The organism is Aliamphritea ceti (assembly GCF_024347215.1).
Classification (GTDB): Bacteria; Pseudomonadota; Gammaproteobacteria; order Pseudomonadales; family Balneatricaceae; genus Amphritea; species Amphritea ceti.
Window position 1 is genome coordinate 4,018,393 of record NZ_AP025282.1, and the last position, 21,391, is coordinate 4,039,783.

Here is a 21,391-nt window from a genome sequence, read left to right on the forward strand (position 1 = left end):
GACTATTTCTCCTGCGCTGCAGACAAGCCAATGTTATCCAGCAATTCAACATCAGAAATGACATAAAGACCGGCATCTGTTTTGGTTATTTCTATTGCGATTCGCATGCCCAGCTGCAACTCCTTCGAAGACACATCATCAGCCAATCCCAAATCCATATTCATTGATGGCCAGCTCCAGGCTTCAATAGCAGCGTGTTTCACATTGACCCGACGCCCATTCGACAACAGTTTATTTATCCTGGCTGTCGTCCATACTCTGTTTGCAGGCATATCCTCTACGTCAGAATTTCCAGCAGACACCGGCATATTCTCAGCCGTCATCATGCCTGTTTTTTTCATCTTCATTTCTTGCGACTGGGAATATTCCAATCCAGATTTCATAACTATCCAGTTCGGCATGTCGCTGGCCGATTGCATATTCATCCCTGCTGACATGCTGTTCCCTTTCCCTGCCTCAGCATTCATCATTTCGGTTTTAAGCATCTCTGTAGAACTGGCACCGGACATATTCATCTGCATGTTATCCATTGCGGCCATCGCAGAATCGGGCTGATGCATACGTTTAAAGTCAGACGTTTTACTGGACTCAGAGTCCAGCAAAAATTGTGCAGAAGTCACCACTAACTCGCTCTCTGCTATACCCTCTAATATTTCCACCCGGCTGCCGTCATGCCGGCCAGCAACTACATTCACGGACTTATAACGTCCTTCGCCCAACCCCAGTACTACCCTGTCACTATTACCGACACGAATCAGAGCTTCACGGGGAATGTTTAACACCTGCTTTTCGGATAAATTACTGATCACTACTTCCGCATACATATTCGGTTTCAGTACTAAGCCTGGATTCGGAAAACGAATACGTACTCTTAGCGTCCGGTTCATTTTATCCAGCGCCGGGTACACATAATCCACTTTACCCTGCCAGATTTTCCCCGGTAGATAATCAAGCTTTATTGTCACCGGAGCCCCCTGCTTAACCAGACTTGCCTGACGCTCAAAAACCTCTGCTTCTATCCATACTTCATCCAGTGAAGCGATGGACATCAGCATTTTTCCAGGTTTCACAAAAAAGCCTTCCTGCATCGCAAAGTTTTCGACAACACCGGACATCGGCGCATAAAAAGTTACTGTCTGAACGACTTTGCGGGTTTTCTTCAACCGTTTAACTGCAGCGTCAGGCACCTGCAATGCACTTAATCGCCGTTCTGCAGCCTTAATAAGACGTCGGTCTTTACGGGAGAACGCGAACAGCAACTCTTCCTGCGCGTTCACTAACTCTGGAGAATAGAGTTCATACAAAGGCTGACCTTTCTCCACAGTCTCGCCGGCAGACTTGACGTATACCTTCTCCAGCCAACCTTCTACCCGGGGATGTACATGTACCATTTCATCCTGGTTATATTGCACATAGCCCACAGTGTTTACCTGCAGCGACAACTGCGAAACCCGCGCAGGTGCTGTTCGCACACCAAGATTATTTACCACTTCAGATGAAATTCTAATCGTACCCGGACCGCTCTCATCACCGCCGTCATCTCCATAAAACGGCACAAGATCCATCCCCATGGGAGATAAGCCCGGTTTATCTTTACGGAAATTAGGGTCCATCGGTGCCACCCAATACAGAGGCTCCTTTGGCTTACTTTTCACAGGCTCGGCATAAAACGGTACTAACTCCATCCCCATAGGTGACAGACCCGGTTTATCTCGCTGATAATTCGGATCCATCGGCGCCACCCAGTAAAGAGGCTCTTGAGCATCAGAGTCTTGCATTTCCATAGCGGCTGAATCACCGGACATACCCATCATGCCTAACTGGCCTTTGATATAAGGGACGACAGCTGTAGCCGCAGCAGTACCCAGTACCACACCCACTAAAACTAAACTGAAATTTTTCACTGAGCGCATCATAATGCTGTTTCCTCAACGCTGGCTGATGGATAAGTAACGGCTAAATCGGAGGTGGATAAAGAATTCTGCGACACTGATGAATGGGCATTGAATACAACGGGAACAGGCATATTTTTTGTTGCCAGAAAATAATTCATTCGCGCTGTTAATAACTGTTGATCAACAACGATTTCCAGCGCATCAATACGACCATTAAGTTCGGCAATTCGCGCCCGGACGACTTCTGCAAAATCGCCGTTATCTGCGGTATAAGCATTTAAAGCCGCCTGAGCTTGTAAACGCATCTGCGGCAAAATCTGATTGCTATATAACTCTTCACGCTGATCCAAGCGGGCACGCTGTACCTTAGCCGCGTTAAACTCAGCGATCATTTTACGCAGCAGTAAAATGCGTTCGCTGTTCACAGCTTCACGCCGGTACACCGCCGCTTCAACACCACTGTCCTGCTTTACTGTGGAAAAAACCGGCATGTCCAACGTGACACCAAATGTCACCAGATCCGCCCGGTCACGCCCACTGCTATCGCTGGCCCGGTAACCATAGCTGGCACGAACACCCCATTGCGGCTTGTAAGCCTGCTTAGCTAAATCAACGCCGATTTGCTGTACCGCTAATCTTTTGTTTAGTGCGATGATCAGTGGATGTTGCATTAAAATTTGTGCCAGAGAACTATCATCCATTCGGGCATCAGATGTACTCAACTCTGAGCGTAACAATGATAACCGCGGCATTTCTTCCGAATAGACATATGAACCTGCGTAACTATCAGCCCCGAGCCACTCGCCCAGTTGTTGCTCCAAAGATTCCTGACGCTGTAATAACTGAGTAAGACGATCATCAAGTAAGTTTTTTTCCAATTCGGCACGCACAATATCCTGCTGCTGGGTTTGCCCCAATGCAGAGGAATAACTAGCCAATGAAATATCTACTAACTGATCGAACAACACCCGATCATTCCTGATCAGCGCAATGCTCTGACGAACCTTGTAAGCTTCCAACCATAACTGGCTAACAGTCATCACCAGTCGGGCCTGCCGATCCAAGCTCAGCAAAGGGTGACGCTCACTGCGTTGCAGATACTGTTGTTTTTGTAACGCCAGTGAATCCCCTCTCGGCAGCACTTGAGAAACGCCACCGATCAGCTGTGTCATCCGTTCCTGATCAAAGTCGAAACTGTCTGTGGGTAAGTTAGCTAGCGAGAAAGAAAACTGAGGATTAGGCAATTCACCCGCTGCCCGGCTCTGCGAAATAAGAGCCTTCTCCTGAAGACGATTCTGAAGCTGCCAGGCATCCTGCTGCAAGGCAGTCTGCACTGCCTGATCAAGTGTAAAGACATCGTCAGCAGACTCTGCAACCTGTTCTGCGAGAACCAGACTAGCGCTAACACTTAACCATGCACCACAAATTAAGCGTGCACAGCTTATCGAAATAAAATCTTTATTAATTAAAAACATAACTCCCCCACGAAGGGTAAATCTAACAAGGGAGTTGTCTATTTATCTGATGAATAAACCGTTAACGCCACACAACCGTGTAGCTAAACTTATTCACATAAATCATGATAAATAACAGAACAACTCACTAAAAAATAAGCACTAAAAGTGCAAATGCTTTAGTGAGTAATTGGAGGGCGGTATAAAGAACTTAATGACTGTACAGGTAAATGTAACTGAAGTTGAGACAGTAAATGACGGTCTTTACGCATATTCAGACCCGCTGAATTAGCCGTAAATACCGATGATGCACATTGCATAGATGCGCAGTTGGCATCGCAATCACAGCATTCACCCTGCAAACTATCAGCCATATTCATACAACAAGCCATAGCTTCTGCTGTACTCATACCCTGACAAATCATAGCCATATTTGAAGAAGATTCAGAAACAGACTGCATTGCAGCCATCCCGATATGCGTATTAGAAACGCTGGCCACAGACGACAAACTATACGTCTGGGCAACCATAGTTACCAAGATGCATAACAACATCGTAAATCTGTTTAATCGGGTCAGCATTTTTACAACTTCCAGGCCCTTCAGGGCAAGTAACAAGATAAATCTGGGCGCATATTGTTTAAATTCAGACATTTAGTCAAGTGAAGCGCCGCAAAGTTCAGTAATACAGAACTGCAGCGACAATAAGCAAGCAACCTGAAACTATCCTGAAAATATGCCCCTACTGGTCACTTATACCTTCAATAAAACCCGTCAGGGCCAACTTGATAACGCAATGTTAAATTTACCGGCACTCTTAAAAATCAGTGCTCACAACAACTTATTCAAAAACAAAAAACAGCCCAATTATTTAAGCGAAGGTGAGCCGCAATTTTAGGTTGGTAGCGGTAGCCAGAGTTGAACTGTCTACCTCCCCAGGAGGTTATAAAGAGCCAAGCTCGATGAGCTAGTAAGCTGCTCTAAAAAACTCATACCCCAGAAACGAAAAAAGCCAACCTTTCGGTTAGCCACTTCTGTTTTATCACGTTGGTAACGGGGGCCAAAATTACACTGAAGACCTTCGCCCAGGGTTATTAAGAGCTGAGCCCGACGAGCTACCAAGCCACACTGAAATATAACCTCAAATTTCAGGCATAAAAAAAGCCTATCTATTAAGATAAGCCTCTCTTTTTTACGTTGGTAGCGGGGGCCAAAATTACACTGAAGACCTTCGCCCAGGGTTATTAAGAGCTGAGCCCGACAAGCTACCAAGCCACACTGAAATATAACCTCAAATTTCAGGCATAAAAAAAGCCTATCTATTAAGATAAGCCTCTCTTTTTACGTTGGTAGCGGGGGCCAGATTTGAACTGACGACCTTCGGGTTATGAGCCCGACGAGCTACCAGGCTGCTCCACCCCGCATCAACGTGGGGCGTATATTACAGATGAGGTCTGTGCTTGGCAAGCGTTAAGTTAACTCTGAAAAATACATGTCCCTGAAACGAAAAAAGCCAACCTTTCGGTTAGCCTCTTCTGTTTATCTCGTTGGTAGCGGGAGCCAAACTTACACTGACGACCTTCGCCCGGGGTTATAAAGAGCTGAGCCCGACGAGCCACACTGAAATATAATCTCAAATTTCAGGCATAAAAAAAGCCTATCTATAAAGATAAGCCTCTCTTTTTACGTTGGTAGCGGGGGCCAAACTTACACTGACGACCTTCGCCCGGGGTTATAAAGAGCTGAGCCCGACGAGCCACACTGAAATATAATCTCAAATTGCAGGCATAAAAAAAGCCTATCTATAAAGATAAGCCTCTCTTTTTACGTTGGTAGCGGGGGCCAGATTTGAACTGACGACCTTCGCCAGGGGTTATAGAAAGCTGAGCCCGGCGAGCCACACTGAAATATAATCTCAAATTGCAGGCATAAAAAAAGCCTATCTATAAAGATAAGCCTCTCTTTTTACGTTGGTAGCGGGGGCCAGATTTGAACTGACGACCTTCGGGTTATGAGCCCGACGAGCTACCAGGCTGCTCCACCCCGCATCAACGTGGGCCGTATACTACATATGCGACCCGGAGGTGGCAAGCTTTATTCAACATAAGTCGTGAAAACCTATCTTTTAGCGACGAGATGCCTAAATATCAACCAGTTAACGACGAGCAGTTGCTATGACATAGCGAAAAACTGCACACTAATTAGCCAGAGGATTAAGGAATCAGCGAATGCAATCGGCACTTTTCTTCACTATACCGACTGTATTCCCGGGTCCCTACAACAATAAAAATAAGGAATACCCTGCATGGTTAATCAAAGCAGTAAACTCATCACAGGTAGCGAGGAATGGTGTAAATTTATTGACCTGTCGATACCAGCAATAAAAGCCCGGGTTGACTCCGGTGCCCGCACTTCAGCTATCCACGCTCTCAATATCAAAACCTTCCAACGCAACGGCAGCTCCTGGGTCAGTTTCGATGTATACCCTCTTCAGGACAATCGCAAAACCGTCATAAACTGTGAAGCTCCCATTCATGACCGCCGTACCGTTAAAAGCTCCAGCGGTAGTTCTGAAAAGCGCTATGTCATCAAAACCAGTATCGCGATGGGAGAACAAAGCTGGGATATAGAGCTGACCCTGACAAACCGCGATGCAATGGGTTACCGAATGTTACTCGGTCGCGAAGCAATGAAAGGACGCTTGCTGGTCGACCCTGAAGAGTCTTTCATGTTTGGCGACCTGGAGGACAGCGAGCTACTGGACCTATACCGGCCAAAGAAACTCCCTAAGCGCGGTATGAAAATTGGGGTACTGGCCAGCAACCCTAATCTATACAGTAACCGCCGCATCATTGAAGCCGGTGAAGAACGCGGCCATGAGATGGTATTTCTGAATATTAAATACTGTTACATGAAGATGGATGCCGACACCCCGGAAGTTCACTACCGGGGAGGTGATGTCCTGAATGATCTGGATGCTGTCATTCCCCGAATTAGGCCAAGCATGACCTTCTATGGTTGTGCCCTCTCCCGCCAATTCGAATCTATGGGCGTCTACTGCCTGAATACTGCTTTAGCTATTACTCAGTCACGAGATAAATTGCACTCGCTGCAGTTACTGTTCGAAAGCGGTGTTGAAATTCCTATTACCGGCTTTGCTAATTCACCACTGGAAACTGCAGACCTGATCAACATGGTCGGTGGCGCTCCCCTGATCATAAAACTCTTGGAAGGTACTCAGGGTCGCGGGGTGGTTCTGGCGGAAACCAAAAAAGCAGCAGAGTCTGTGATTAACGCTTTTAAAAGTTTACGGGCAGATATTCTGGTACAGGAGTTTATTAAAGAAGCCGCCGGTAAAGACATTCGCTGCTTTGTAGTAGACGGTAAAGTGGTCGCTTCCATTCAACGTGAAGCGGAACCCGGCGAATTCCGAGCCAATATTCACCAAGGCGGTACCGCCAGCCTGATTGTGCCCACCGCTGATGAGAAACGTATCGCCATAAAAGCCGCCAAATGTATGGGATTAAAAGTCGCCGGCGTAGATATAATCCGATCGGCTAAAGGACCATTATTATTAGAAGTAAACTCTTCTCCAGGGTTGGAAGGCATTGAAGGCGCAACCGGTAAGAACGTTGCGGGTATGATGATTCAGGCAATAGAAAAGAAACTCAAATGGACGCTGGCAGAATAACTTACCCAACAAAAGATCCGAATAAGTTGCTGTCATAAAAAAGCCGCCGCATTTACCCTGCGGCGGCTAAAGGACACCTCAACACGTCCCCAATCAAATCTCCTGATTTTTCGTCAATCCACTTTTCAGCAAACGCTTAACTTTCACAAGGTTCTGCTGAGCAACTTTGTAATACCGCGGATTAGCAGTTATCGCTTTCTTAAAAAAATCAGCCGCCTCAACATATCGCTTAGATAATAAGCAAATATAGCCAATATCATTGTAAGCCTGGGCGGTATCCATCACTTGCTCTAACGCCTCAATCGCTTCCAGATAACGCTCCTGTCGCGCATATACCAGGCCTAAATTCTTCCAGGCTGGCTGGTATAAATTATCTTTTTGTAAGGCTTTACTAAAATACACTTCTGCTTCGTGCCACTGTGCAGACATATAGTGAGAATAACCAAGATTATTCATTATTACCTTGCTGGATCCGCCAATCGCCAGCCCTTCCATATAATGCTTACGGGCTTCTTCAAGTTCACCTTTCATATCATAGATGATGCCCAGGCCATTATATGATTCCAGTGCCAATCCTGCTGTACGGCGTATAACCGACGAATCGGCGCCTGCTGTCTCTTGCTCTTGTGTCTTGGCTTTCTGATAGGTCACAGCTTGCTGAAATGAATCCTGAGCAGCATCATATTGCTTTTCCCGCAACAGAATCAGACCTATTCCCTGATGAGCAGACACCAGAGCCTCATCAATTGATAAAGCTTTTCTGAATGCCACATAAGCCGTTTTGTAATTCTTTCGCAGGTAATGGATATTACCAATTTCCAGTAATGCCTGTGTATGCTTATCGTCCAGTTCATATACACGAATATATTCATACAGCGCTTTGTCATAATTATTCTCAGCCACCGCACTTCGGGCACGCTGTAAAGCTTCTTCAGGTGTTTTAGCCTGTTTTGCCGCCAGATAAGCCAGTATTGGCTTACCGTCATAAAGTTCTGACTGTTCTGCACTTAGCTCTGAAGACTTCTCCTGATTAGCTGTACAACCACTCAATATGACAGCACAACAAATTACTGCACAATAAATATAACCACGATAAATATCCTAATACAGCTTGGTAAAAGTACGCATGATCCAGCCCCCTTTGCCGCTGATGCCAATGCTTCGTTACTTAGCCGATATGTAAAGTCCATAAGTATAAGTATGGCTGTTTTTTTCTATCTTGTAGCGTAAACAGCTAAAACCCCCAAAACAGCAGGTCCAACCATTACCAGAAAGAATGATGGCCAGAGACAAAATGTCAGTGGGAAAATCATCTTTGTGGCTATTTTTGCCGCCAGCTCCTCCGCCCGTTGTAAACGCTTATCCCTGAACTCGTCGGAATACACACGCAAGGTATCGGCGATACTGGTACCAAACCGAATACTCTGATCAAGTGACGCAACCAAACCACGGATATCCTCTAAACCAGTTCGAATCGCCATGTTTCTTAATGCCTGAATTCGATCCACACCAACCCGGGTTTCGTTATTTACCTGATGTAATTCGTCCGCCAATATTGGATGGCTAACCTGTATTTCATCGGCGACTCGTTGCAAAGCCATCTGAAGTCCCAACCCTGCCTCAACACACACCACCAACATATCCAATGCATCAGGAAATGCATTTCGCAACGCCCGCTGCCGACGGGCAATAAGCTTATCCAATACATAGCTCGGTAAAATTATGCCGACAACCAGCGCCAGTACTAATGTTGCCGCAATATTATTCGCACTCATTTCCGGCATAAACTGGGTAACCCCTAAGGCAATACCTGGCAATAACAGAATTAGCAAAAAGCGAATAGCATAATAATCTGCGACTGCACTCGAGCTGCGAAAGCCTGCATTAGTAAGACGAACCTGTGTTTTTGAATCCTGCCAGCCCTCTTTAGGCGCCAGAGACTCCGATAAGGATGTGCGTGACGTTTTAGTCGCCAAACGGTCATTACTGACTGACGCTGAACCGCCAGGAACCTGCTTACGAAGCATCATCATCTTCAAACGCAATGGGTCTGATAACCCCAGTACCATAAACCCTATTCCCAGACAAACAATCAGGACTGCTAACCCAGTCAACACCAAAAAAATTAACCGGGCATCAGTCGCGTCAAAAACCGTACTATTAATAAGACCATATAAATAATCCATGACAGTAGCCTCCTACACTTCTATTCGCAGAACTCGGTTAATCCAATACACACCTATAACCATGCCAGCAAAAGCAAAGGCCACCAGCTTAACGCCCATTGGATCATCTAAAAGTAAAGGTAAGTAATCAGGGCTCGTCCAAGATACAACCAACACTAAAACAAAAGGGACTAAGGCTAAGATCCAGGCTGACAGTCGCCCTTCTGCTGAAAGCGTTTTTACCCGCCGCTGAAATTTAAAACGCTCACGAATCACCTGGCCAATACGTTCCAGAATTTCTGTTAAATCACCGCCGGTATCTTTTTGTATCAATATAGAAGACACCAACGCCATTACCGGAATACTGGGGACTCGGTGTAACAATCCCAGCATAGCTCGTCGTAAATCATTACCGTAGTTAAGATCAGCAAAGGTAATTCTGAACTCCTGACCAACAGGTCCTTCCATTTCTTCTGCCACCAGGTGAAGTGACTCAGAAAAGGGATGACCAGCTCGTATCGCCCGTTTCATAATATCTATTGCATCAGGCAACTGTTCTTCAAAAATAGCTATTCTCTTGCGCTTCGCACGTATTATGCTAATCACTGGTACAAGAAAACATATACAGCCAACAGCTAAAGCAACCCAGTGATTTCTGGTCAGTACCCAGGCAATCAGAGCCCCTAAAGCAGTAAAGAAGACAACGCCACTCACAACCTGATAGGCACGATATTTAAAATCTGCTTTTTCCAGTGCATCTGCCAGCGTTTCCATGCCAGGCAATGACTCGAGCCAACGCTCAACTGGCGATAATGAACGAAGATACTTCTTCCTTAACAACAGGGTAATCGTATTTGCATCAGTATCAGCGGATAATTGGCGGACTCTTTTTTGCAAATTCTTTCTGGCTTTCTGGCTTTCACCAAAAACCGGAATTGTCAGGCCCATCATCAGTAAAAAAACTGCCGCAAATACCATTGCGCCAAAAATCATAAATTGTTCAGACATAACACACCTCCTGCTACAGCAATGTGTAGCGCCCCGTGAGGTTAAAATTCATCGAATAGGCGATAATGAAGTTCTATACCGCGTTTTTTCAGGTGGTCATAGAAAGCAGGAATAATACCTGTTGCGGTGTAGCGCCCTTTCACCCGACCATTTTCATCTATTCCCTGACGTTCAAACTTAAACAGTTCTGTCATCGTAATGATGTCACCTTCCATACCGTTTATTTCCTGCAAACTCACCATACGTCGCTGGCCATCTTCCATTCGGGCAATCTGCACCACGATGTTTATTGCAGAAGAAATCTGCGAGCGTAATGTCTTCATTGGAAAATTCACACCGCTCATAGACACCATATTTTCTATTCGGGACAGTGCATCCCTTGGCGTATTAGCGTGAACTGTCGTAAGGGAACCGTCGTGGCCTGTATTCATCGCTTGCAACATATCCAGTGCCTCACCACCACGGACCTCACCAATAACGATTCGGTCCGGACGCATCCGCAAGCTGTTACGAACCAGCTCCCGCTGACTCACTTCACCTTTACCTTCGACATTCGGCGGACGGGTTTCCAGACGCACTGTATGTGGCTGCTGCAGTTGTAATTCTGCCGAATCCTCAATAGTGACAATGCGTTCATCTTTCGGAATGTAACCTGAGAGAATATTCAGCAAAGTGGTTTTACCAGAGCCGGTACCACCGGAAATCAGCACATTAAGCCGTGCTTTAACAATCCCCTCGAATACCGGTACTAACTCTTCAGGCATAGAACCCAGATCAACCAGACCCTGCATATCCAGCCGTTCAATTGCAAAGCGACGAATAGACATACTTGGACCATCCAGCGCCAGTGGTGGAATGATCGCATTTACCCGGGAACCATCTTTAAGGCGGGCATCGACCATAGGCGATGATTCATCTATTCGCCGTCCCACAGTAGAAACAATCCGGTCAATAATGTTTAACAAGTGCTGATCATTGTTAAAACGGATATCGGTAGGTTCTAACTTACCACCCCGTTCTACAAACACACTTTGGGGACCATTAACTAAAATATCGGAAATACTCGCATCAGCCAGCAGCGGCTCTAACGGCCCCAGCCCCATTATCTCATCTTCAATTTGTTTAACGATCTGGATACGGGTGGCTTGATTACAGGGGATAGATTCCTGCTGAATCAGTTGTTGGCAAATATCACGAATCTGATTACGGGCATCAGCTGGTTCTAAATTATCAATCAATGATAAATCCATAACCTTAAGTAGCTGCTCATATATCCTATTTTTCCACTCTTTCTCCAACTTAACTGTATTGGTAAAACTATGGCTCTGCATTGCTGCCTCAGCTTGACCACTCTGGGTATTATTAACGCCGTTCATTTCATCAAACTGCATAGTCTTATGCCCCCGTCATATTAGAAAACATACGTGCCAGAAATCCCTTCTGCTGATCCGGAAAACCATTAATCAGCTTCTCCTGCAGGGACTGAATTGAGCGGGTAATTGCCGCCCGGCGAGCAACTTCGTATAAAGGCTCACCTTTATTCAAGCTATCCAAAACGTGCTTATAATCATTCGCGATGCTTACAACATGCTTAGCATTTAAAGCTTGCTGAATATCATCAAGACTGATTTGAGCATTTTTCTGTACCCTGTTTACTGCAACAATAATCTGGCTATCCATTAGCCCCATTTCCTGCTGCAATATACGCATCAGATGTGCTGCATCTTTGATATTGATATAATCTTGCTGCACCACCACAACAATCTGAGTGGCCTGAGTAAGTACTGCAGCGGTGGCCTGATCGATTACCCTGGGAACATCCACAACTAACTGGGAACAATTCTTTAATAAAATATCCAACAGCATGCGAACCCTTGCTTCAGGAATCTGGCTCGGCAGACACAACTCGTGCAAGGTTGCCCCCATGATTTTCAGGCCGCTTTTATGGCGCAGCAAATAGGCATTAAGCGCGGTCACATCCAACTCATCAACCACACGTAACGCTTCGACCACACCATTTTCTGGTTGCATGTTCAGATACTGAGCTAATGCGCCAAACTGCGTATCCATGTCCATTAATAAAACGTCTTCATCACTGAGCACTTGCATCATGTGCGCTAAGTTACAGGCAAGTACTGTTGCACCCGAGCCTCCCTTAGCATTAATAACAGCGGTCAGTACTCCGTTTTCAGCATGCTCTGCGGTGAATTTTTCATGCTCAATTTTATGTAATGCCGCTAATAAATCTTCGACATTCACAGGTTCGGTAAGAAAGTCTCTGGCACCAGCCTGCATGGCCAAGCGCATCATCTCTGGTTGCTCAGAGCTTCCTATTATCAGTAACTGAGGGTGTTGCTTCGATGTGTTCAGGCTCAGTGCCTGTAACTCTTCACGCCACATTTCACTTAAGTGCAAAATTAACAGATCTGGCTTATATTCCAGCCCATCTAAAGGATCAACGGTGCCATTGATTGCCAATCTGGATTCAAGAATCACACTGTCACTGGTACCTTCCAGATTGCTCTTCAAATATTCCAGCATCAATGAATCACGGCCAGAAACTAATACCTTAAACTGACGTGAAGCCCGGCTTTTGAGTAAATTGCTATCAGAATTCATAAACTAAGCCCCCGTACAATCAACTGACCAGCTTCCCGGAGCAGTAATCCCCAGACTCTCGCTTGGTAAAGTTGTGGTAAATGCTGATGCGTTAAACGGAGGTAAGGGAAGAAGCGGTATCAGCAACTGATACTGATACCCCTGAATGCTGCTACGTACATATCTGACTTCCTCTAGTATTGCCGTAGTAACCTGATTACTATTCAGGTACTCGATACTTACATGAGTGCCATTCAGTGAAGCCATTCCAGGTGCATCCAAAGCTGCATTTTCCCGTACATCATTAACTTGCGACATTGGGCAAACAGCAGCCAAACGGGAAGCTCTGCGAGTTACTTCATCGAGAATATTCCAGGTATATAAAAAACGTCCCATCTCGATAATTGCAAACAGTATAATGATGAACACCGAACCAATTATCGCAAACTCCACGGTGACTAAACCTTTTTGTTTGCAGGTTTTCAGATTGTTCATTTACATCCCCCTTGTAGTGCCTGTCATCCTTTCAAAGCACAGGCATCCCTACAGCAGCATTCATTGGTATCTCCAAGTCGATGCTCTGCCAAAAAGATAGTGGAAAAATGATCGGATCATAGGTATAGGTCGCCGATACAATGATTGGATTAGCGCCAACGGCTGCAGTATCTGTAACAACAGCAACCACGTTAGGTCCGGGCAACAAAGGTTTGGTACTTGGTAAAATTGTCAGTGAACCATACCGAACCAGGTTTTCTGCATTAGTTTTAACAGTCGCAAGTTGTCCGGGGGTGTCTACCGCCCGAACCTGACTTGCCAAATATCGTGCACCACCCTCTACAGCTTTAGTCAGGGTGTTGTACTGGTATAAAAAGCGCCCGGCTTCTGCCGATATAAACATGAGCAGGAGTAATAATGGCAGAGCAAGTGTGAACTCAACCGCAGCAACGCCTTGCTGTCGATTACGGGCTAAGGAACGACGCGAGAAACAGGTATTCATGACTCTTCTCCGTCGGGGTTTTTAAATAAGAAGATGGTAGTTACACCGCTTCCCTCGGTTACACCGGTCGATGGCGGCGTACATTCATTCATGAAGGCACCTTGCAGCGACCCACTATCTGAACCGGCACCACCTTGCTGAGTAGCTGGTTTAGTCAGTAAAAAGCAACCGAACCCAAGTGTTTCAACCGTATCATTACCTGTTGCGCTGCCATCACAGGCACCTACAGGTACTTTGACTATACGACGTTGATAACGGGAATCATCCGGCTGAATATTACTGCTAGGTGAATTGTAGTATTCAGCATAGTTACGGGGGTCCAGACAAGCATTCGGTCCGGTTCCATTATCGGGATCTGTTCCAAGACCATCCGGATCCATACCAACACAGTCAGGCGTATGCGACGTATCGTTAGCGTAATCAGGTGGATAATCCGATGAACTACCATTTAATGGTCCGGTATAAACACCAAAACGGGTGTTAATGCCCTGAACAGTAGGGCCGACTTTATTACCTGGCGCTAAATCTATTTCAAAAGTTTCACCATCTGCACCACAGCTTGAAGACTCGGCAAAGGCATAACGAATATCATTAGCCCCTTGTAACCCAGGTATATCTATTAAATGAAAGCTGCCTGTACCTATATCTGGATCAGGACCAGAACCAGAACCAGTCTTCAAAGTGACTGTGTCTGTTGTAGCATCAAAAGACGCCCCTAAACCCGCAGAAAAATCGAACTCATTAAAGCCAGTTGGCGTATCAGGATTTTGTGTTCCTTTACATACCATCACCGGTATCAGATCACACACACTTGCACCGCTACCAAATCCAGCTACAGCTGTCGCACCAACAGGTTTATCGGATACACCGACAACCTGAACTAAGTACGTTGTTAACGGCACCATAGGTGAAGCAACTTTAATGTAGTTAGGATCGTTTACCGTTGCGGCAACAAAAGAACCAGGTGTTAAATCCTCAGAAAATGTCACAGTCGGTACGGGGGCATGAGAAATCAGCTCGTCGGATAAGTTAGCATTAAATGCTGCCAGTGCAGCCGCCCGTGCGTCATCCATAGGTGTAACGCTAACCGACAACTGCAACGCTCTGGCGCCACTCAATGCGGCTGCATCCACAGCATTCTGCAGACGGGTTTTATTGAGTAACAAATGCCCTGTATCAATTGCTAAGCCAACCATTGCAACCAGAGCAACCAGGCCAATAGCAACGACTACTGTCACTATCCCCCGCTGCCGGTCTAATCTGACCTTACACAATCGAGTATCTGCTCTGCGTTTGCTACAGGTATTCATAATTAGCTACCTATATTTACCTGAATTTCATTTTTAACTTCTTGAGGTTTACTAACTGCTTCTCTATATTTTCGCAGTACATTCACCCCTATTTCACCATCCAGTGAGTTACCATCTCTACTCGCATTTTGCTGAGTAGCAGCCGGGTTATATGTCTGTTGCTCAATCATTGCCTGAACGCTGCTTCCCAACTCTGGTCTCTGCTGGCTACTACAACCGCTAATCATCAATCCCATTGCTATTATCATCAGGGTTTTCATGCCGCTGCCTCCTAATTAATTGAATGGCCGTAGTTATTTTCTAACCCACCGGATGAGCCATTAATTTTTGGCAATGGCGGTACGGCATAACTGGTTGCTGGCAACGACTTTTGGTCATCCTGATTGTCTGCAATCGCTTCGTTAATTGGTGCTTTTTTCAGGGTTTTATTACCCGCTGATGCAACCTGCTGCTGAGAGACATTTTTATCTTCGCTGTCTCCCAGGTTCTGACCCAAAATATAGAACTCAAAATCAGAAGGCTCGACAAAGTTGTCTGTTGGTAATGCTATTTCTTCGGTATTCAACGGCTTAGCCAATTGAGGTGTAACCAAAATAACCAGCTCTGTTTCACCTTTTTCAAATTCCTGGCTACGAAACAGATTACCCAGCACAGGAATGTCACCTAAGCCTGGAAACTTGTTCACAACTTCACGCATGTTTTCGTTAAGCAATCCTGCTATACCAATGGTCTGCCCATCAGCCAACTCAACCGTTGAGCTAGCTGAACGTTTGGTCAGTGCTGGCACGAAAAAGGTGGCATTAGTATTACCCGGAGATGCCGATACGCTGGCTGTTGAAGTCAATTCACTAACACTGATATTCAGTTTCATATTGATACGCTGGGAATCTAACACCACTGGTACAAACTTCAGGCCAATACCAAACTCCTTAAAATCAATGGTAATGCCATCTTCATTTGGTACTGGGATAGGAAACTCACCACCGGAAAGGAAAGACGCTTCCTGACCAGTAAGAGTGGTTAATGTTGGCTCTGCCAGAATTTTTGCTGAACCATCTTCTTTAGCAGCATCAAGCGCCATGCTGAACAGGAAATCCCCTCCCAGATAGCTGGCAAATAAACCTTTATCAGCAATAGCCAGATCATTCGGCGCAAATTCATCTATTGCAGGTCCGAAAATACCTCCTTGAGTGAAAACTGGAGTACGGGCACCTGTTGCACCGGCATTTAAACCACTAAATACGGCATCAGGAAAAGTCGCCCCACCACTGACAGCACCGAACTGGAAGTCATTGCCGGCACTGACCGCGTTGAACTTAATGCCCAGACGGCGGGCCACCCGGCGGGAAACCTCTGCAACGGTTACTTTCAGCATGACCTGCTGCGCGCCACCGACGCCCATCAGGTTGACCACACTGGAGATAGCATTATCTTCAGAATCATCTTTGGTGGGGACGGTAAAACTTTTAGCAATTTCTACTGCGGTATTCATCCGCGTCAGACTGCTAACCTCACCGCTCAATACAATCGCGCCCTGGGAGGAATGTACCTCTATATTCTCTTCGGGTAACAGTTCAAACAGCTTGGACTTCAGAGTATCCAGATCATGAGTTACTTCGATATCAAAGGCGCTGATAAGCTTATTACGGCCATCCCAGAGCAACACATTTGTGGTACCCAGACCACGGCCCAGAACATAAAGCTGTCCAGACTGCATGATGAGAATATCAGCGATATCAGGGTTACCAATTGAGATCTTTTTGACCGGCTTATTCAGACGCAGAATATGTGACTTATATAAAGGCACCCAAATCGTCTCTACTTGCCTAGTATGGTCGGTCAGCTCGTCATAGGTCTTTAATGTAGTACTGCGTGTTGTTTCCTGCGCGGCAACTGAACTGGCGGAAAACAAGAACATCAAGACAATCAGAGCCCTAAAAAGCTTACCGGGATATTGTATTGAATATTTCATAGTGACTTCCTTTCTTGCTGTCTGTGGAGGCTACATTTAGTGGCCGGATTCAGACGATTCAAAGCATTCGCGCAAACAGACGCCCTACAGTCTTACCTTGCTCTTCTGCACATTTGTGCCGCGAATTATAGTGACGTACGACCCACTGCTTGCCCGACGAATCTCTGGTTTCTTCACGACACCGCGATCCTTAGGGTTACGCAGGCTCAACTGGATAGGACCTTCATCACGGGCCTTAACAATGTCTTCTGCTTGCTGTGGTGATACTTCCAGAGTAACGGCACGCACGATCACCGGGTCTTTTTCATTAGTACTGGCGGTCTGGTCTACTGCCAGAACTTTCAGGTCGCTGAGAATAGTATTCGTAGTTGTACGTTTTTTAACGGTACGGCTGGCCAGGACATCAACCCTGTTACCCGGCAACAAGAAGCCACCGACACCGACAACATCATTTACCCGAACGGTTACGGCCCGCATATTAGGTTCAATAAGCGATGCTAACGTGCTGCCTTCAAGGTGCTCGCTGAAACGAGCCTGCATGAGAATCTCACCAGGAATAATATTCGCACTGGCAACCATGCCTTCTATTTGCTGGGCATTGCGAACAGCACCATCAGGAGCGAGCCCCATAGGCATCTCAATACGTTTCAGATGCCGTGATTCAACTTTTTGACCGTAAGGAATTTCCAGGGCAGCAGTCATAATGATTTCAGTCTCTACAACTTCTTTCGTTTCAACTACCTGGGGTTGCTGTGCGGCTAGCCAGTTATTAGCAACAAACACTGCCGCTACAGCCAGTAAACCTGAGAGCAGTAATAGCAATAGGGTTCTTGATTTAAACATGGTGACCTCCTGACAGTTCACCGGTATAGGCAAACTGGTCTTTTTCCTGATCAAGTTTTACGAAGTAACTTTTCCAGGCCCAGTCGATCAATTCTTCAGACAGTTTTCCGGGGTCAGCGAGATACAGCGCCTTGTCCTGCGCTATTCCTAGTATGTCTCGGGGGTGACATGGCAGTAAAGGTCGCTGCTCTCGCTGATAATGCTCCTCGAAAAGATATGTCAGTAGTGTTTGATCAAACTCGATCTGTTTCTCGATACAGACCTTTTTCCAGATTTCAGTAAATGCATACTCATCCAGCGTATCGAAAAAAACCTTATGGCCAATCCGGCGTAAGAAAGCCGCATCACCTAATTCAAGCGGATTAATATTGGTAGAAAAAATCAGAATCTCGTCAAAAGGCACTTCAAAGCTGTTACCGTTTGCCAGGCTGAGCAAATCTTTACGTTCTTCCATGGGGTAAATCCAGCGGTTAAATAACTCAACCGGACTGACCCGCTGTCGGCCCATATCATCAATGATGTACATGCCGTTATTGGCTTTAAGCTGAAGTGGCGCACGATAAATCTTAGTACTGGGCTCATATTTAACTTCCAGCATATCCAGAGTTAACTCACCACCGCTAATAACCACAGGACGTTTACATAATTTGTAACGTGGATCATGACCTTCGTTAAACAGCAAGTTAGGTCTGCCATCCGAATTCGCATCCGGATCGACAGCTTTGTGCACAAGTGGATCGTACAGCTGGATAATGCTTTCATTCACAGATATCGCATATGGAATCAGGCAGGCATCTGTCAGTAACCGGGTCAATCGCTGTGAAATATAGGTTTTACCTGTGCCGGGTGGGCCATAGATAACGATTGAGCGTCCCGAATTCATCGCTGGACCAAGCTGATCCAGTAAAGATGACCTGATAACAATATCCTGAAAAGCCTGCTGAGTTTCCTTCTGCTTAATAATCACCCGATGCACTGACTGAGCCTGAACAACTTTTTCATATTCAGATACAGGAACGGGAGCTGGGCCAATATAGCCACTTTTATTCATTGCTTCCTGACCGGCAATCCGCCCCAGGTCCGTCAGACTGTAATACAGTTCTTTGCTCTGCCCCAGACGGGGCAACACTTCAAGGCGACTTTCCTGGCGCAAATAATTGAGAATTTCTTCAATTACTGCACCGGACAAACAAACCCGATGGACTAACTGCGATATGGTCAGTCCACCCGCGTCATACAAATGCTTACTTATTAGCTCAACCAGAAACTGTTTACTTAAATAAGTATCTTCAATGCTGGTTGGTCGCGGTGCTAGCATCCGGAAAGACGACAATACAGTGCCATTGCCATTACCGTTGCCATTTACACCGGAGTTAGTACTGCCGCCACCATTAAGTAACGGATCTTGCTGGTGCTTTCTCATAAGGCACCGCCTGTGAGTAATTCACGCAGGTGATAAAACCCAAGTTGAGACTGATGCGCCAGCGCCAACACCGTTCCGGTAGTAATCGCCAGAGCATATGGAAAACGTAACGCTGCGGCTTCACCTTCCTGTGGCTGGATATAAATCAGCTTACGGGTGAAAAACAGCGTTTTAAAAATCAAAAAATAACGTTTCAAAAGCGCTAACAAACTGCCCTTAAACAGCACTACAAGTAACGCCAGAAACATACCTGCAATTAAGCTCAGTCCCGCTGCCTGAAACGCAGACAGCGGACCAAGCAGCGTTGCAGCAGCGGCCATCATTTTTACATCTCCGGCCGCCATCCCACCCGCTATATAAAAGGGAATGAAGATAAGAAAACCAACAACAAGGCCACTAAAGGCTGTCATTAAGCCACTCAGCCCTATCATTTCTAACTGGAATGCAACGCCACATATAAGAATCATCAAATTCAGTAAATTAGGAATTATATGTCTCGTAACATCAGATAATGTTGCTAGTAAGAGTAAGAACAGCAATACAAGCGTTACAGTTTCGCTAACTAATGTCTGTTGCATGTTGCAGTCCTCCTCTTAACTAAAACTAATCATCACGGCCTTATTAATAGCTTTTAAGAACCAGCAGTAATTGCATCTTCAAGACCTTCAATTGTGTTACCTACTGCTGTACCCAGGTCACCAAATGCAGTTACTACAGCAAGTCCCACTAAACTACCGGCAATTGCGTACTCAACTGTTGTCAGGCCTTCTTCATCTTTAAGGAATGCTGTTACCTGAGCAGTAATTGTTTGCATGTTCATAGGAAATTACCCCTGTTCGTTATGGCATGCAGTGCACACCTTATTATTCATTTCAATTTATTTTCTGGACTCTTGTTCTGATCGTTTCGGACCACGAAAAGTCGCTGTACATCAAATTTAGGAAGCGCCAGAAAATAACGTTAGGACTATTTTTTAAAACACTAGGACTATCTTTGCAGTCAGGTTTTATTTCGGATCTAAGTCAGTTGATATTGCAGTAAGTTATGTTTGGCAGGTGTTTGTTTTTTGATCTAAGGTTAAGAAACCCATTTTAGAAATGAAGCGTAAGGAAACGTGCGAATTACACTAAAAACAGCCAGGGAACAGGTGACAGAAAGGTAAAGTGAGGCCTTATGCACATAGCTACCATGCTCTGGGTTGACCTTAGAAATCAGTCAAATCAGTCATGTTTATCAAGCAGTTTTGAAGGTATTTGTCATACACAGACAGTCAAACAATCTTCCACATGCCCTCGCTTGTTAAACACCACTGAAGCGGACTTAATCTGTTTTGAATATGACTATCCGGACATACAAAGTTTGCATTTATTACAACAAACCCGGCAGTCTGAACCTGATTTACCTATCCTGATGTTTACGGAACAGCATTCAGAAGCCCTGGCAATATGGGCTTTTCGTACTGGTGTCTGGGACTATCACGTTAAACCATTATCTGAAGTTGATATGGTGCATATTACTGAATCATTGAAAACAGCCAGTGATTTTCGTGATGCTATCAAGCTTAGAAATACCCGCTGTGAAAGTGAGCCGCTGCCGGAAGAGGTTCGTTTCCGCGCACCCACTAGTGGTGAATCCATACTTCAGCACGCAATAAATTATGTTCAGAACCATTATCCCGAGAAGATTTTGGAGTCCGACATGGCTGATCTGTGCGGCCTGACAGTGAATAAGTTCTGTAGAATGTTCAAACAAACATATAGTCTGACATTCCAGGAATATTTAATTGGCTACCGCCTGAAAGAGTCTACCCGGTTGTTACTTAACCCTGTTGCAAGCATCGCAGATGTCGCCTTTACTGTTGGTTTTAACGACCCATCCTACTATGCCAGAGTATTCAAAAAATACATGGGAATCAGCCCGTCTGAATGTCGTCAGTTACTACGGGAAAAGCGTTCTTCTGACGCATTAGATACACGAATAATGGAAATGAAAATCCCTGTGTAAACAGAATCTTCCACAAAAAAACACCCGGTTAT

Annotated in this window: 19 protein-coding genes, 2 tRNA genes and 1 pseudogene; 3 read left to right on the forward strand and 19 right to left on the reverse strand. The window is 45.6% G+C overall.

Annotated elements, in window-relative coordinates; genetic code table 11:
* Positions 1-2: 2 nt before the first annotated feature.
* The 5 genes from OCU49_RS18390 to OCU49_RS18410 all read right to left on the reverse strand — a co-directional run bounded on the left by OCU49_RS18390 (position 3) and on the right by OCU49_RS18410 (position 5,396).
* On the reverse strand, positions 3-1,916 hold the full coding sequence (locus OCU49_RS18390) for an efflux RND transporter periplasmic adaptor subunit (protein ID WP_261842017.1): 1,914 nt from the start codon (positions 1,914-1,916) through the stop codon (positions 3-5).
* The gene (locus OCU49_RS18395) at positions 1,913-3,370 is read right to left on the reverse strand and encodes a TolC family protein (RefSeq protein ID WP_261842018.1); all 1,458 of its coding nucleotides are present in this window, start codon (positions 3,368-3,370) and stop codon (positions 1,913-1,915) included. The genes OCU49_RS18390 and OCU49_RS18395 overlap by 4 nt, the downstream gene beginning before the upstream one ends.
* A 158-nt stretch (positions 3,371-3,528) precedes the next feature.
* Positions 3,529-3,930: a hypothetical protein gene (locus OCU49_RS18400; protein ID WP_261842019.1), complete on the reverse strand. Its 402-nt coding sequence runs from the start codon at positions 3,928-3,930 to the stop codon at positions 3,529-3,531.
* A gap of 765 nt (positions 3,931-4,695) precedes the next feature.
* Positions 4,696-4,772: transfer RNA gene (locus OCU49_RS18405), tRNA-Met, on the reverse strand.
* 547 nt (positions 4,773-5,319) lie between these two features.
* A tRNA-Met gene (locus OCU49_RS18410) sits at positions 5,320-5,396 on the reverse strand.
* 257 nt (positions 5,397-5,653) lie between these two features.
* Here OCU49_RS18410 and OCU49_RS18415 point away from each other — a divergent pair.
* A pseudogene (locus OCU49_RS18415) lies at positions 5,654-6,067 on the forward strand (ATP-dependent zinc protease family protein); the annotation flags it as partial.
* A gap of 78 nt (positions 6,068-6,145) precedes the next feature.
* Positions 6,146-7,039, forward strand: coding sequence for a 30S ribosomal protein S6--L-glutamate ligase (gene rimK / locus OCU49_RS18420; RefSeq protein ID WP_261845261.1), 894 nt, complete (start codon positions 6,146-6,148; stop codon positions 7,037-7,039).
* Positions 7,040-7,132: 93 nt separating this feature from the next.
* On the opposite strand, the gene OCU49_RS18425 is transcribed toward rimK, so the two are convergent.
* From OCU49_RS18425 to OCU49_RS18490, 14 genes are all read right to left on the reverse strand, one after another.
* Entirely contained in the window at positions 7,133-8,089 is a 957-nt protein-coding gene (locus OCU49_RS18425) for a tetratricopeptide repeat protein (RefSeq protein ID WP_261842020.1), read from the reverse strand.
* 164 nt (positions 8,090-8,253) lie between these two features.
* Positions 8,254-9,225, reverse strand: coding sequence for a type II secretion system F family protein (locus tag OCU49_RS18430; protein ID WP_261842021.1), 972 nt, complete (start codon positions 9,223-9,225; stop codon positions 8,254-8,256).
* Positions 9,226-9,237: 12 nt separating this feature from the next.
* Positions 9,238-10,212: a type II secretion system F family protein gene (locus OCU49_RS18435; protein ID WP_261842022.1), complete on the reverse strand. Its 975-nt coding sequence runs from the start codon at positions 10,210-10,212 to the stop codon at positions 9,238-9,240.
* A 41-nt stretch (positions 10,213-10,253) separates the two neighbouring features.
* A complete protein-coding gene (locus OCU49_RS18440; RefSeq protein ID WP_261842023.1) occupies positions 10,254-11,603 on the reverse strand; it encodes a TadA family conjugal transfer-associated ATPase in 1,350 nt (449 codons plus the stop codon).
* Between the two features lie 4 nt (positions 11,604-11,607).
* Positions 11,608-12,831, reverse strand: a complete 1,224-nt coding sequence (locus OCU49_RS18445) for a CpaE/TadZ family protein (protein ID WP_261842024.1) — start codon at positions 12,829-12,831, stop codon at positions 11,608-11,610.
* 3 nt (positions 12,832-12,834) lie between these two features.
* Positions 12,835-13,305: a TadE/TadG family type IV pilus assembly protein gene (locus tag OCU49_RS18450; RefSeq protein ID WP_261842025.1), complete on the reverse strand. Its 471-nt coding sequence runs from the start codon at positions 13,303-13,305 to the stop codon at positions 12,835-12,837.
* 31 nt (positions 13,306-13,336) lie between these two features.
* Positions 13,337-13,807: a TadE/TadG family type IV pilus assembly protein gene (locus OCU49_RS18455; protein ID WP_261842026.1), complete on the reverse strand. Its 471-nt coding sequence runs from the start codon at positions 13,805-13,807 to the stop codon at positions 13,337-13,339.
* Complete coding sequence (locus OCU49_RS18460) at positions 13,804-15,117, reverse strand: Tad domain-containing protein (RefSeq protein WP_261842027.1); 1,314 nt, start codon at positions 15,115-15,117, stop codon at positions 13,804-13,806. The genes OCU49_RS18455 and OCU49_RS18460 overlap by 4 nt, the downstream gene beginning before the upstream one ends.
* 2 nt (positions 15,118-15,119) lie before the next feature.
* Positions 15,120-15,377 (reverse strand): hypothetical protein, encoded by a 258-nt coding sequence (locus OCU49_RS18465; protein ID WP_261842028.1) that lies wholly within the window; start codon positions 15,375-15,377, stop codon positions 15,120-15,122.
* Positions 15,378-15,388: 11 nt separating this feature from the next.
* Positions 15,389-17,089: a type II and III secretion system protein family protein gene (locus tag OCU49_RS18470; protein WP_261842029.1), complete on the reverse strand. Its 1,701-nt coding sequence runs from the start codon at positions 17,087-17,089 to the stop codon at positions 15,389-15,391.
* 84 nt (positions 17,090-17,173) lie between these two features.
* Complete coding sequence (cpaB, locus tag OCU49_RS18475) at positions 17,174-17,932, reverse strand: Flp pilus assembly protein CpaB (protein WP_261842030.1); 759 nt, start codon at positions 17,930-17,932, stop codon at positions 17,174-17,176.
* Positions 17,925-19,355, reverse strand: a complete 1,431-nt coding sequence (locus OCU49_RS18480) for a DUF8689 domain-containing protein (protein ID WP_261842031.1) — start codon at positions 19,353-19,355, stop codon at positions 17,925-17,927. The genes cpaB and OCU49_RS18480 overlap by 8 nt, the downstream gene beginning before the upstream one ends.
* Positions 19,352-19,933, reverse strand: a complete 582-nt coding sequence (locus OCU49_RS18485) for an A24 family peptidase (RefSeq protein WP_261842032.1) — start codon at positions 19,931-19,933, stop codon at positions 19,352-19,354. The genes OCU49_RS18480 and OCU49_RS18485 overlap by 4 nt, the downstream gene beginning before the upstream one ends.
* A 53-nt stretch (positions 19,934-19,986) precedes the next feature.
* Positions 19,987-20,175, reverse strand: a complete 189-nt coding sequence (locus tag OCU49_RS18490; RefSeq protein WP_261842033.1) for a Flp family type IVb pilin — start codon at positions 20,173-20,175, stop codon at positions 19,987-19,989.
* Between the two features lie 368 nt (positions 20,176-20,543).
* Between OCU49_RS18490 and OCU49_RS18495 the strand changes: the two genes are divergently transcribed.
* Positions 20,544-21,359 carry a helix-turn-helix transcriptional regulator gene (locus tag OCU49_RS18495; RefSeq protein ID WP_261845262.1) on the forward strand — a complete coding sequence of 272 codons (816 nt, stop codon included), beginning with the start codon at positions 20,544-20,546 and terminating at the stop codon, positions 21,357-21,359.
* Positions 21,360-21,391: the final 32 nt, after the last annotated feature.

Excerpts from the sequence above, each read along its gene's own strand:
- OCU49_RS18390 (WP_261842017.1), bottom strand. The coding sequence starts at position 1,916 with ATGATGCGCTCAGTGAAAAATTTCAGTTTAGTTTTAGTGGGTGTGGTA.
- OCU49_RS18395 (WP_261842018.1), bottom strand. The coding sequence starts at position 3,370 with ATGTTTTTAATTAATAAAGATTTTATTTCGATAAGCTGTGCACGCTTA.
- OCU49_RS18400 (WP_261842019.1), bottom strand. The coding sequence starts at position 3,930 with ATGCTGACCCGATTAAACAGATTTACGATGTTGTTATGCATCTTGGTA.
- rimK (WP_261845261.1), top strand. The coding sequence starts at position 6,146 with ATGAAAATTGGGGTACTGGCCAGCAACCCTAATCTATACAGTAACCGC.
- OCU49_RS18430 (WP_261842021.1), bottom strand. The coding sequence starts at position 9,225 with ATGGATTATTTATATGGTCTTATTAATAGTACGGTTTTTGACGCGACT.
- OCU49_RS18435 (WP_261842022.1), bottom strand. The coding sequence starts at position 10,212 with ATGTCTGAACAATTTATGATTTTTGGCGCAATGGTATTTGCGGCAGTT.
- OCU49_RS18440 (WP_261842023.1), bottom strand. The coding sequence starts at position 11,603 with ATGCAGTTTGATGAAATGAACGGCGTTAATAATACCCAGAGTGGTCAA.
- OCU49_RS18445 (WP_261842024.1), bottom strand. The coding sequence starts at position 12,831 with ATGAATTCTGATAGCAATTTACTCAAAAGCCGGGCTTCACGTCAGTTT.
- OCU49_RS18450 (WP_261842025.1), bottom strand. The coding sequence starts at position 13,305 with ATGAACAATCTGAAAACCTGCAAACAAAAAGGTTTAGTCACCGTGGAG.
- OCU49_RS18455 (WP_261842026.1), bottom strand. The coding sequence starts at position 13,807 with ATGAATACCTGTTTCTCGCGTCGTTCCTTAGCCCGTAATCGACAGCAA.
- OCU49_RS18460 (WP_261842027.1), bottom strand. The coding sequence starts at position 15,117 with ATGAATACCTGTAGCAAACGCAGAGCAGATACTCGATTGTGTAAGGTC.
- OCU49_RS18465 (WP_261842028.1), bottom strand. The coding sequence starts at position 15,377 with ATGAAAACCCTGATGATAATAGCAATGGGATTGATGATTAGCGGTTGT.
- OCU49_RS18470 (WP_261842029.1), bottom strand. The coding sequence starts at position 17,089 with ATGAAATATTCAATACAATATCCCGGTAAGCTTTTTAGGGCTCTGATT.
- cpaB (WP_261842030.1), bottom strand. The coding sequence starts at position 17,932 with ATGTTTAAATCAAGAACCCTATTGCTATTACTGCTCTCAGGTTTACTG.
- OCU49_RS18480 (WP_261842031.1), bottom strand. The coding sequence starts at position 19,355 with ATGAGAAAGCACCAGCAAGATCCGTTACTTAATGGTGGCGGCAGTACT.
- OCU49_RS18485 (WP_261842032.1), bottom strand. The coding sequence starts at position 19,933 with ATGCAACAGACATTAGTTAGCGAAACTGTAACGCTTGTATTGCTGTTC.
- OCU49_RS18490 (WP_261842033.1), bottom strand. The coding sequence starts at position 20,175 with ATGAACATGCAAACAATTACTGCTCAGGTAACAGCATTCCTTAAAGAT.
- OCU49_RS18495 (WP_261845262.1), top strand. The coding sequence starts at position 20,544 with ATGCTCTGGGTTGACCTTAGAAATCAGTCAAATCAGTCATGTTTATCA.